Origin of the sequence: Pseudomonas sp. O230 (assembly GCF_045447035.1) — a bacterium.
Taxonomy (GTDB): domain Bacteria; phylum Pseudomonadota; class Gammaproteobacteria; order Pseudomonadales; family Pseudomonadaceae; genus Aquipseudomonas.
This window is the reverse complement of sequence record NZ_JBJGXN010000011.1, coordinates 93966-106502: the sequence shown is the minus strand read 5'-3', so window position 1 is coordinate 106502 and position 12537 is coordinate 93966. Positions and strand designations below refer to the sequence as shown.

General features: G+C 61.2%; 8 protein-coding genes. 4 read left to right on the top strand and 4 right to left on the bottom strand.

Annotation, left to right across the window (positions count from 1 at the left end; translation table 11 throughout):
* From ACI77H_RS23845 to ACI77H_RS23830, 4 genes are read right to left on the bottom strand one after another with little or no spacing between them, the layout of a single operon-like run.
* Entirely contained in the window at positions 1-4566 is a 4566-nt protein-coding gene (locus tag ACI77H_RS23845; RefSeq protein WP_407014116.1) for an alpha-2-macroglobulin family protein, read from the bottom strand.
* Positions 4563-5213: a DUF1175 domain-containing protein gene (locus ACI77H_RS23840; RefSeq protein ID WP_407014300.1), complete on the bottom strand. Its 651-nt coding sequence runs from the start codon at positions 5211-5213 to the stop codon at positions 4563-4565. Before ACI77H_RS23840 ends, ACI77H_RS23845 begins: the two co-directional genes overlap by 4 nt.
* A complete protein-coding gene (locus ACI77H_RS23835) occupies positions 5198-6910 on the bottom strand; it encodes a DUF2138 domain-containing protein (protein ID WP_407014115.1) in 1713 nt (570 codons plus the stop codon). Before ACI77H_RS23835 ends, ACI77H_RS23840 begins: the two co-directional genes overlap by 16 nt.
* 32 nt (positions 6911-6942) lie before the next feature.
* Positions 6943-7734, bottom strand: coding sequence for a YfaP family protein (locus ACI77H_RS23830; protein ID WP_407014114.1), 792 nt, complete (start codon positions 7732-7734; stop codon positions 6943-6945).
* A gap of 278 nt (positions 7735-8012) precedes the next feature.
* On the opposite strand from ACI77H_RS23830, the gene ACI77H_RS23825 reads away from it, so the two are divergent.
* The 4 genes from ACI77H_RS23825 (at position 8013) to dxs (ending at position 12536) form a co-directional block, all read left to right on the top strand.
* Complete coding sequence (locus ACI77H_RS23825; RefSeq protein ID WP_407014113.1) at positions 8013-9158, top strand: Fic family protein; 1146 nt, start codon at positions 8013-8015, stop codon at positions 9156-9158.
* 261 nt (positions 9159-9419) lie between these two features.
* Complete coding sequence (locus ACI77H_RS23820) at positions 9420-9662, top strand: exodeoxyribonuclease VII small subunit (protein WP_007894317.1); 243 nt, start codon at positions 9420-9422, stop codon at positions 9660-9662.
* The gene (gene ispA, locus ACI77H_RS23815; RefSeq protein WP_407014112.1) at positions 9659-10546 is read left to right on the top strand and encodes a (2E,6E)-farnesyl diphosphate synthase; all 888 of its coding nucleotides are present in this window, start codon (positions 9659-9661) and stop codon (positions 10544-10546) included. Before ACI77H_RS23820 ends, ispA begins: the two co-directional genes overlap by 4 nt.
* 91 nt (positions 10547-10637) lie before the next feature.
* A complete protein-coding gene (dxs, locus tag ACI77H_RS23810; RefSeq protein WP_407014111.1) occupies positions 10638-12536 on the top strand; it encodes a 1-deoxy-D-xylulose-5-phosphate synthase in 1899 nt (632 codons plus the stop codon).
* Position 12537 lies beyond the last annotated feature (1 nt).

Sequence of the window (12537 nt, the reverse complement as noted above, 5' to 3'; positions counted from 1 at the left end):
TCAGTTGACCGTGACCTGACCCAGCGCCGGCTTCTGTTCCTGGGCCTGATGCTGTGGCGCGTAGACCTGAGTGAAGCGCACCGGCGGCAGGTTGAACTGACCTTTCTGCGAGAAACGCACCAGGTGACGCAAGCGCAATTCACCGCTCAAGGCATCCACTGGAATCGCATAAGCCATCTGCCCCGGTTCGAAGCGCGCCTTCTCCAGCGCCGTCGGTTCAGTGCCGGCCTTGCCCATCAACTTGATGCCCCACGTGGTGCGCTCGACATCCGCGCCCGGTGGCAGCGGCACTTCGATCATCCCGTAACGCAGCGGTTTGGTGGTTTTGCTGGTGATGATCACTTCGTCCAGATACAGGCTGTCGCTGGACAACGGCTTGGTGCCGACCGCTTCCAGTTTGAAGGTGAAAGCTTCATCGCCCGGCACCAGACGCGACAAGCGACGGGTGATGGTCACAGCCATCGGATCAACTGGCGGTTGTTTAGTCTGGAAACTCAACGCTGCACGCAACGGACGCTCTTGCGTCCCGCTCAGTGACAACACCGCTGGCACCGGCGTAGCGCCCTGCCACGTCCAATACATCTCGCCGGTGTCACCGTAGTTTTTCTTCCAGCCTTCACCCGGTGCCAGTGCGATGGTCGGCGAAGCCTGCTCGATGCTGCGTTGCAACCAGGTCAGTGCCAATGCGCGCTCCAACGTTGATTGTTGTGGCAGCAATCGTTGCAACAACGCTTGTGCGTGAGCCTGATCGAAGGCTTGCAGCGACAGGTTCAAGGCTTCGGCAAACGGCTGGGAACTGACCGCCAGACGCTGTTGTGCATCGGGCAATTGACGATTGAACGCGTCGGGCAGCGTCACCTTGGACTGACGAGCCAGCGATGCCGTCAACGCACGCGCCGCCGCCAACCCGAGCGCCGAATCCGGATCGCTCATGACGATGCTGTCTTCGCCATCCTCCATCAGATTTGCGGCATTGCCCTCACCCGCTTTCGCCAGGTCCTCCATCAAACCACTGAGCAACGTGTTCACCGGCAATTGCATCTGTTTGGCGAACGACAGGATCAACGCCCGTTGCAGCAGTGGCGTGTTTTTCGCCTGTTTGGAATACACCTCCAGCACCCGCTGCCAATGCTCCGGCGGCAGGCTCAGTTCCAGCGCTTTGCTGGCGTGCCAATCGGCGTAGTAGGCGTAGGCGGTGAGGAACGCGTCCGGCTCACCGTCCATGCCCCACCAGGTGAAGCTCGCCGACGGCCCGGCCATCTGCACAAGACGCAGACGGCTGTTTTGCATGATCAAGCGCAAGCGATCGCGGATTTGCGGGTTCGACGACAAGGTCGGATAGGCGATGCTCAACGGCAGCAAACGACTGGCCGTCTGCTCGACGCCGCCGTAGGGATAGCTCAGCAAATCATCGAGCGCCGAGCGGAACAGCGCTTGCGGGCTGTCATCCAGACGCAAGCGAATGTCCGTAGCGTCCGCCGGCAAGGTCAGCGGCGTATCACCGCTGGCCACGTCCAGGCTTTGGCTTTGTGTGACCTGCCAGCCTTCGCCGGTCGCGGTCAGGTGCACGGCCAGGGCGTCGGCAGTTTTGCCGTCCTGCACCAGCTCGGCGGTCCACTCGCCACTGGCCAGCGCGAACGCCGGCAATGCAATGTAGTTGATGCCGTTGTTCAGCGTCACGGGCACCCGTTGTTCGGCGCCGGCGTAATGAATCACCAGCTCAGCCTTGACCGGTTTTTCCGCCTGACTAAAGGCGAACACACCAAGATCCGGCTTGTCGCCCGCGCGGAATTTGCTCGGGCCGCTCCACTTCAGGTACAGCGGTTTTTCCGAGCGCAGGAATTGCTTTTTCTGCCCGACCTGACCGTCATCGGCGATGGCTCGCGCAGTAATGCGCCAGCGAGTCAGCGAGTCCGGCATCTTGAAGGTGAAGCGGGTTTTGCCGTTGGCGTCGGTGATCAATTCCGGCTGCCACGCGGCGGTGTCAACGTCTTCACGACGCGGCCGCTCCAGCACTTTCACGCCGCGCTCGCTGCGGTTGGCTTTGCCCGGTGCACCGGGACTGCCCGGCAACGCGACGTCGTAGCTGATGAACGACAGACTGGCGCTGGTACGCACGTTGTTGCGGCGCGGGTGGTAGAAAAACTGGTCGATGGTTGGCGCGACTTCCGGTTGCAGCGCGTAGACCATTTCGTCGACCACGCTGACCGTCAGGTGTGCCGCAATCGGCTTGCCGGCGAACTGGGTTGTCAGGTCCACGGACACGGTTTCGCCCGGCTGATACAGCTCTTTGTCGGTGGCGATGGCCACGTCGATTTGCGGCGCAATCACCTTGATCCCGGCGTTCTGGAAACTGTACTGCCCGCCCTTGGTGTAGAGCACGGAGAAGGTCAGATTCGGCGCAAAATTGTCTTTCACCGGGATGCGCGCGCGGTATTGGGTATCGCTGAGTTTTTCCATCTTCAGCCAGTCGCCACCCTTGGACATCAGCGCAGTGGCCTCGACCTTGTCGCGTTCCAGCGACAGCAAGGCATCGCTCACCGGCTCGGGAAAAGTGATCAGCGCTAGGGCTTCATCGCCGGCCTTGTACTCGGGTTTGTCGAGGACAATTTCCACGGTGCCGGGCACGGCTTTGACACCATCGCCAGTGACCGAATGCCCCGTGGCGCCGACCGCGCGACCATGCTCATCCTTCAATGTCAGGTTGTAGGTGCCCGGACGCTCGAAGGCCAACGTGAAGCCTTTATCCGTCGCAGCGAGTTTGCCTGCGCCAGAGGTCTGATCTTCCAGACGCACCCAGCTGTAGCCGCTCGGCGTGACCGCTTTGCTTTGCTCGCTGCCACCTTCGTTGACGTAGCGGAATGCAACCTTGTCGCCCACCGCACTGAAGCGCTGCGGCGCGCTCAGGCGGAAACTCGCGGCGCCACGGTCGATGAGGATTTCCTTGGTGGTCTTGACCCGATACGCCGCGCCATCGCTGGCAAAAACAGTGAGCATGTAACGGCTCGGTTTCTCGGCGGCGGGCAGGTCGAGAGTCGCGCTGCCTTTGGCGTCGGTGGTGAGTTCGGTGCTGGTCAGTTCCACCGGGAATTGCCCGAGGTATTGCAGTTCGTTGTCGACCATCGACAGTTGCTGGGCGCGCAGGCTCAGGGTCAATTTGGCATCGGCCACCGGTTTGCCGTCCGGGTACAGCAGCACCAGGCTGCCTTTGACCGGCTCGCCGGTGCGGTAATCCTGCTTGGCCAGGTTCAAGGAGATTTCGAAGTGCGGCTTGATGTATTCCGCCACCCGGAAAGCGCTGCTGTAGGCCTGATCCTTGTAGCTGAAACGCAGTTCATAACCGCCCGCCACCGCGTTGTCCGGCAACTGGAAACGGCCTTGGGTGCCCGCCCTGGAATCGAGTTTCAGCGCCAGCGTTTGCAGCGCGGTGCCGGTGGCATCGAGTACCGTGACATTCACATCCGCCGCCGTCGGCAACACCGAATCGCGCGCGTTCTTGAACTCGCGACCGACGATTTTCAGCGACACCCAATCCCCCGGCCGATACAGCGGCCGGTCAGTGAAGGCATAGAGTTTGGTGTCGTAGATTTCGCTGTCGTAATAGAAGTTCTCGGAGACAAACACCCCGCCCTCTTCGTCCTCGCCGATCACGAACGAACGCTCCGGGCTGACGTGTTTCAAACGCAATAAACCATCAGCATCCGTGGCGCCACTGCTCATCACGCCGAGGCCATCGGTCCACAGCACATTCACTTTCGGCACTGAGCTGCCTTCGTGTTTGCGCGCGGCCCAGACCAGCAGTTCATCACCGGCAATCTTGCTCACCGCCACAGTGTTGGAGACGAAGACCATGGTGGTCGCGCGGTATTTGCCGATCAGCGCTTCCACCAGGTACAGGCCCGGTTTCAGGTTACCCAACGGGATGTACACATTGCCCGGCGCGACCGTGACAAACTCGCTGGAAGAACCGGCCAGGTTCACGCCCTCTGGCGGCTGGATCGGTTTGGCTTGCCACAGTGGATAACGGAACTGACTGACCACTGGCAAGCCCGGAATCAGTGCGAATTGCGGCTGGGCGTCGTAGGGCGTTGGCGCGGCAATCGCGGTGCCCATCTTCAGTTCCGGCACTTCCTCGGTGACTTGTTTGCGCGACTCGTAGGAAAACGCCCGCTGCATCACGCGACGGGATTTGCGGTACCAGTTGTCCCACAGGTACGCGAGAGTGTTCGACAGGCCTTCGCCCTTGAACTGGCCGTCGCTGACCACGCGGTGCAGGTTCTTCTGGCGCTTGAGGAAATCCAGCGGTTTGTCGATGCGGTACACGCGAATGTCCGCGCCGCCGTAAGGCTCCATGCGGAACCGGCGATAGTCGCGGCCCGGCGCTTCGAGACGGACCATCGCCTGTTCGTCGCTGGCAAAACTACTGTCCGCCAGCAGAAAAAAACTTTCACCGGCCACCGGCGTGTAACCGCTCGGCTCGACGGTGTCTTCGGCGTTCACTGCCGAACAAGGCAGTACCAACACCAACAATAAAGACAGAAAACGCAGCATGCGGGCACCGGTCATTGGGAGAGAAAGTTCAGTCGATAGACGCCGATGAAGTTGGGGTTGGCTGCGTCGGGTATCCATCGGGTGTCCTTCCATGTCATGAGTTGCTGCAGGCTCGCGGATCGCATGCCGTTGTCAGTGGGGGTGGTGGTGCCGGTGTGATAGGCGATGTAGCGGCCCATCCAGATCATCAGGTGCTGGTCGTCGCCCTGATCGAAAAACATCAGGTCGCCGGGCCGGGCTTGCGCCAGGTCGCGGCCAACCAGATGGCTGTTGAACTGAATCAGTTTGATCGCGTTGACGTACGGCCCGACCTTGCCGCCGCCCTGCTGCCACTGCTGGGCGAGGCCGCGTTGGGCTTCGCTCAGTTGCAGCTCCGGCGGCAGGTAGCGGTTGGACAGGCCATTGCTGCGCAGCCACTTGTCGTCATGGACTTTCAGGGCTTCGTTGGCGGCAAAACGCACGAGTCCGGCGCAGTCCTGCTGATACCAGCGCGGGCTCGGGCCTTGGGTCAGTTGCTCTTGGGCGATGCGCACGAACCAGGCGCGGAACACCTGGGATTGCTGCGGGTCGAGCGGCGCGGCTTCGCTGGCAAATGCGCGACTGCCGAGCAACATCGCGAGCAGGCCGAGGCCTCGGATGAGTGCAGTCACAGGGCTTTCCATTCCAGTGGCAGCCATTGCCAGTGGCCGTCGGGCTCGCTGCCTTCGGGCAAGGTCAGCGCATATTTACCGTAGCCGCCGAGCTTGCGCAGTTTCGGGATCAGGTAGGTTTGCGCGGCGTTGTAGAACACCGGCTCCATGTCCTGCGGCAGGCTGTCGAGGGTTTCCTGTTGCATCAGTTGCGCCATGGCATCCGGACCGAAGTAGACCGGCATCAGTTGGTCTTTGGGCACCACGTCGGCCATCGGCGGGAAGCGTTTGTCGAGGGTGCCGAGGGCCTTGTCCACGAGTTTGTCATCAAGGGAAAACAGCAGCGCCGAACCGTGGCGCGCCAGGCTCACGCGCATGAACGCCTTGCCGGTAATCGCGTCCGGGTTCTCGGCATCCTTGGCTTTGTAGGGGCCAAAGTTGGAGCTGACCTGACGCTGCCACTGGTGGTTTTCGCCTTCCTGTTTCTCGACCACCGGGAACGCGTGTTCTTCGACGTTACCTTCGTAGGCGCCGACCATCGAGCCGAACAGAGTGCCCAGATCGCCGTCGAGTTTGGCGCTGTCGTTGTCATTCAGGCTGGCCACCAGCAACGGCGTGTACAGCCGCGAGTCGGCGTACCAGCACAGGCCGGCGGCACCGGCCATATGATCGGTCAGGGCTTGCGCCACTTTTTCTTCGGCGCCGAGCTTCACCAGCAGCGGTTTCTGTTGTTCAGCAGCCAATGGCAGCGCCACGCAAGCGCTGGCGCCCATCGGCATGGCTTGCCAGATCGGTTTGAAATCGAAGTCCGGCTGGTTCTCCAGTTCATCCATGGCGAGGAAGCTGTGCCAGCCCTTGTCGTCCATGTCGAAGCGCAGGCCGGCGAAGTTCGGAATGAAACGCTGGTAACCCATGGCCAGCACGCTGGAATTGACCGACAGGCGTTGTTTCACTTCAGGCGCGCGCAGTGGCAGGCCGAAGGCTTCGGGGAACAGTTTCTGGCCGCCGAGCAGTGCTTCCAGCGATTGAGTCGAAACCATGCCGAGCTCATCGATCGGGCCATTACTGTTGTCGTACAGTTTCGAAGGATTGGACAGCACCACTAACTTGTCGCCATGAGAGGCAAACAGCAGCGCTTTGCTGTTGTTGTAGGTGAGCTGATACAGCGGCACCGTATCGCCGACGACCTTGAGGTCACCGAGTTGCGTCAGCTGCGAATCATCCAGCGCGACTTTCGCCAGCGGCTCCAGCACTTTGGCCAGGCCACCGCGATCCATCACCAACAAAAAATCTTTCAGGCGGCCATCCGCCCCGCGCCACAACGCGACATCCGCCGGTTGATCGAACAGCTGTTCGATCAGGCTGTCCTGCAACTTCAAGTCATGTTCGTAGATGATCCGCCGCAGACTGCCGATCAAGCCGAGACGATCGGCGTGCGCTTCGTAATAGAAGACGAAATCTTCGGTAAGGGTTTCCTTGAGGAACGGCACCGCCAGCAAGTCCTTGGGCAATTGACTCAAGGAATGGGTTTCGAGCAGACCGTCGGGGCGGCTCATGCCCAGTTTGTCGCTGGCCAACTCCGCCGGCGGCACCTTGGGTTTGTGCATGAACCAGCCGAGTCCGGCCGCCACGCCAGCCATCAGGATCAGCCCGCCCAGCAGCATTGGCCAACGCCGGGAAGGTTTGGCTGCGGGTGCGTCAGCGGCAGGAGAAACAGTGTTATCGCTCATGTTTACAAAACCCAATCTGTGGTGCGGGATGTTTAATAGTTGAAAGTCTTGACCAGCAGCAGGTCACCGATCGCGCGCAGGGGCACGATGAAGGTCTCGCGTTTTTCGTCGACGGTGTTTTCGTTGAGCACCAGGTTGATTTGCGAGGTGATCACCTCGTTCTGGTTGCTGGTCTCATCGAAGTTATAGCCGCCGCTGCCGAAGTTGCCCCAATAGTTGACGTAAACCAGATAGGTGCCATGCATCGGCGCGGTCATGGTGAACATTTCCGGGCCGGGACCATCGACGCCGTCCGGGTCCAGGCCACCGCCATTGCTCATCGCCGGACGAGCCCAGAACGCATGCTGGCCGTCTGGGGTAATGATGTGCAGATCGAGCTCGGCTTTCGGATCGTCCCAACCCAGCACCACGCGAATCCGAGCCGGAGTGCGCAGGTTGTTGGCTTCATAGAATTGGACGCGCTTGAGGGATTTGCCTTCGGCACTGCGCACTTCGACGCTGTTGGAACCGGCGCCAAACGCATACGGCCGGGCGAAACGCCCCTGGTCGTCGGTGTACAAATTCAGCGGATTACCGTTGACCGCCAGCGTGTGCGGCCCGCGCTGCGCGCCGATGACCTTGAGCTGGCCCTGGATCATCGTGCGATTGCGTTGCACGCCCCGGTCGATGGGCGGTGTGGGATAGGCGACTTGCGGGTTTTCACTGCGATCGAGCAGGCCGTTGTAGCGCCAGCCGCCCACCGGCTCCGACAGCTCGGCCGTCGGCTCGGCGCAGGCAGCGGTCGCACAGACCAGCCCCATCAGTAATAGAAGAAATGAACGCATGTGACGCCTCCTGCCATGCATAACGAAACCTTGCGCCTGATCCTCGGCGCGTTACAGATGTAAAAACTGCGTTTCGTCAGAAAGACCCGTGACTATTGGGTCGTAGAAGGCGCGAAGGTTAGCCATTTGGTGGTTTTTTAACAATCGGATACATGTTGATTTGCGGGGGAGATCACGCAGGCTACTGGACGGTGAGCCGAATAGGCGCCATATTCGGCTCACCAAATGAGCCGAATAGCTCTCTTAATCGGCTCACACCCCTCAAGAGCATCGCGGACATGACACCTCACTGGATCTGGCAACAACTTGATTGGCCGAACTTCAACTGGCAAGCCGAGCACCTGGCGCCCACGCTGCGCGAGTGCGTTCAGGCGCAAGGGCGGTTAATGGGCATGGCCAGTTCAGTGGGCAATTCGCTGAGTGCGCAAAGCGAGCTGGATGCATTGTTGCAGAACATCGTCACTTCCTCCGCCATTGAGGGCGAGCAACTGAACGTCGGCTCTGTGCGGTCGTCACTGGCACGGCGACTGGGACTGGAACTGGTTGATGGCGATCAGGTGAGCCTGCGCAGCGAGGGCTTGGCGCAGTTGATGCTTGATGCCACACAGCATTTCGCCGAACCGCTGACATTGGAGCGACTGTTGGATTGGCATGAATGGTTGTTTCCCGAACACGACACCGACCTCGCGGCGCGAGCGATCCGTATCGGCGCGTTACGCGGAGATGACCCGATGCAAGTCGTATCCGGCCGCCTCGACAAACCGACCGTTCACTTCGAGGCCCCACCTCGCCTTGGCCTGGAGCGGCAGCTCGACACCTTCCTCACCTGGTTTGAAACCAGCCGAAGCCAGGCAGATCTCGATCCATTGCTACGAACCGGCATCGCGCACTTCTGGTTCGTGACGTTGCACCCTTTCGACGATGGCAACGGTCGCCTGACACGAACGATCACCGACCTGGCGCTGGCTCAGGGTGAAGCGCAGGCGATCCGTTTCTATGCCATGTCGGCGAGCATCCTTGATGATCGTTCAGGCTATTACCGAGTGCTGGAAACCAGCCAGAAAGCTACGCTGGATATCACCGAATGGCTGGAGTGGTTTCTGCAGACGCTGCTGCGCAGCTTGCAGCAGGCCATGACGCGGATCGAAAGCGTGTTGGGCAAAGCGCGTTTCTGGCAGGCTCATCGGGAGTCCGTATTGTCGGCCGAACAAATGAAGGTCCTTAACCGCTTGCTCGATGGTGGGGAGCGAGGCTTCGCGGGCGGGATCAGCGCGGCTCAGTATCAGGCGGCGGCAAAAGTATCCAAAGCCACAGCGACCCGCCATCTGGCTGGGTTACTGGAAAAAGGCTGCCTGCAACGACTGCCTGGTGGTGGGCGCAGTACTCGCTATCAAATCAGCTATCCCGATGACTCAACACAATGATGGGCAACTATGTCCACCTGTGGCGAGGGGGCTTGCCCCCGTCCGGCTGCTCAGCAGTCGTAAATCGCTGGATACGCTGTACCTGACGAAACGATGGTGTCTGGTTTTGGGGCCGCTGCGCAGCCCAACGGGGCCACGCCCCCTCGCCACAGGGGTCGCGTTCACTCCCGAACACATTGGCCGAGACACCCCGCTCATTTGCCCATAACCCCCATGTCTGCTAGTGTCGCGCCGGTTTAACGTCAACCGGAAATCGCCGCCATGGCCCGCAAAAAAGCTGCACTGGATTTCGAACAATCCCTCGCCGACCTGCAAACGCTGGTGGAGCGACTGGAGAACGGCGAATTGTCGCTGGAAGACTCGCTGACGGCTTTCGAGCAAGGCATCGGTCTGACCCGTGACTGCCAGGCAGCACTGGCCCAGGCCGAGCAAAAGGTTCAAGTGCTGCTCGAGCGTGATGGCGAGCTGGCCGAGGAACCCTTCGACGCGGATCAGCCAGAATGATTGCAGCGTATTCGGCGACCAGCCAGGCCCGCGTCAATGCGGCACTTGAAACCCTGTTCAACGCACCAAGCCCGGAACTCGCGCGACTGTACGAAGCCATGCGTTACAGCGTGATGAACGGCGGCAAACGCGTGCGCCCACTGCTGGCCTACGCAGCGTGCGAAGCATTGGGCGGCAAGGCCGAACAAGCCAACGGCGCGGCGTGCGCGGTGGAGCTGATCCACGCTTATTCGCTGGTGCACGACGATCTGCCGGCGATGGACGACGACGATCTGCGTCGCGGCCAGCCGACCACCCACAAGAAATTCGATGAAGCCTGCGCGATTCTCGCCGGTGACGGTTTGCAGAGCCTGGCCTTCAGCGCCCTGCTCGACCCGCGCCTGAGCGCGTCAGATGCCGAAATCCGCCTGCAAATGGTCAGCGCCTTGGCGTTGGCGGCAGGCCCGGCCGGCATGGTCGGCGGTCAAGCCATCGACCTTGGTTCGGTCGGCCTGAAACTCGATCAGAAAGCCCTCGAATACATGCACCGGCACAAAACCGGCGCGCTGATCGAGGTCAGCGTCAAACTCGGTGCCCTCGCCAGCGGCCGTGCCGAGAAAGACGAACTGAAGTCCTTGCAGACCTATGCACAGGCGATCGGCCTGGCGTTCCAGGTGCAGGACGACATTCTCGACGTCGAAAGCGATACCGAAACCCTCGGCAAACGCCAGGGTGCCGACATCGCGCGCGACAAGCCGACCTACCCGGCCCTGCTCGGCCTCGATGCGGCCAAAGCCTATGCGCTGGAACTGCGCGATCAGGCCCTGCACGCGCTGCGACCGTTTGACGCGGCCGCCGAGCCGTTGCGTGATTTGGCCCGCTATATCGTCGAACGCCGCAGCTGACAGCGTATCGGCCAAAAAAGAGCAACGCGTGGGCAGGGGCCGATGCATCAGGTAAACTGCCGCCTCTTCTATACCTATAACGATTCGCCTGATGCCCACGACGTTTCATGAGATTCCCCGCAAGCGCCCGACCACGCCCCTGCTCGACCGTGCCAACACGCCGGACGGCCTGCGCCGGTTAGGCGAAGCCGAGCTGGAAACCCTGGCCGATGAGTTGCGCCTGGAATTGCTCTACACGGTCGGTCAGACCGGCGGGCATTTCGGTGCCGGCCTGGGCGTCATCGAGCTGACCATCGCGTTGCATTACGTCTTCGACACCCCGGACGACCGGTTGGTGTGGGACGTGGGTCATCAGGCCTATCCGCACAAAATCCTCACCGGCCGTCGCGAGCGCATGTCCACCCTGCGCCAGAAGGACGGCGTCGCAGCCTTCCCTCGTCGTTCCGAGAGCGAGTACGACACCTTTGGCGTTGGCCATTCCAGCACCTCGATCAGCGCCGCGCTGGGCATGGCCATTGCCGCCCGCCTGCAAAACAGTGATCGCAAGGCCATTGCCGTAATCGGCGACGGCGCACTGACCGCCGGCATGGCGTTCGAAGCGCTGAACCACGCGCCGGAAGTGAGCGCCAACATGCTGGTGATCCTCAACGACAACGACATGTCGATCTCACGCAATGTCGGTGGCTTGTCGAATTACCTGGCGAAAATCCTTTCCAGCCGCACCTACGCAAGCATGCGTGAGGGCAGTAAAAAGGTCCTGTCGCGCCTGCCCGGCGCCTGGGAAATCGCCCGCCGCACCGAAGAATACGCCAAAGGCATGCTGGTTCCCGGCACGCTGTTCGAAGAACTGGGCTGGAACTACATCGGTCCGATCGATGGCCACGACCTGCCGACCTTGATCGCCACCCTGCGCAATATGCGCGATCTGAAAGGCCCGCAGTTCCTGCACATCGTCACCAAGAAAGGCAAAGGCTTCGCCCCGGCGGAAGTCGACCCGATCGGTTACCACGCGATCACCAAACTCGAACCGCTGGACGCTCCGGCCGCCGCGCCGAAAAAAGCCGGCGGGCCTAAGTATTCCGCCGTGTTCGGCGAATGGCTGTGCGACATGGCCGCGTCCGATCCGCGCTTGGTGGGCATCACCCCGGCAATGAAAGAAGGCTCCGACCTGGTGGCCTTCAGCGAGCGTTTCCCGCTGCGCTATTTCGACGTAGCGATTGCCGAACAACACGCCGTCACCTTCGCCGCGGGCATGGCCTGCGAAGGCGCGAAACCGGTGGTGGCGATCTATTCGACGTTCCTGCAACGCGGCTACGATCAGCTTGTTCACGATGTGGCGGTGCAGAACCTCGACGTCTTGTTCGCCATCGACCGCGCCGGCCTGGTCGGCGAAGACGGTCCGACCCACGCCGGCAGCTTCGACCTGTCGTTCCTGCGCTGCATCCCCGGCATGCTGGTGATGACCCCGAGCGACGAAAACGAACTGCGCAAAATGCTCACTACCGGCCACCTGTACAACGGCCCGGCGGCAGTGCGTTATCCACGCGGCAACGGCCCGAACGCAACCATCGAGAAAGACCTGCAACCGATCGAGATCGGCAAAGGCGTGGTTCGCCGTCAGGGCAGCAAAGTCGCCTTGCTGGTGTTCGGCGTGCAACTGGCCGAGGCGCTGAAAGTCGCCGAGACGCTGGATGCCACCGTGGTCGATATGCGTTTCGTCAAACCGCTGGATGAAGCGCTGGTTGGCGAAATTGCCGGCAGCCATGAGTTGCTGGTGACCATCGAAGAAAACGCGATCATGGGCGGCGCCGGTGGCGCGGTCAGCGAATTCCTCGCCCGCGAGAACATCCTCAAGTCGATGCTGCACCTGGGCTTGCCGGATGTTTACGTCGAACACGCCAAGCCTGCGCAGATGCTGGCTGAGTGCGGGTTGGATGAGGCGGGAATTGAAGCGGCGGTGCGTCAGCGGCTGCAACTGCTGAACATCTAAA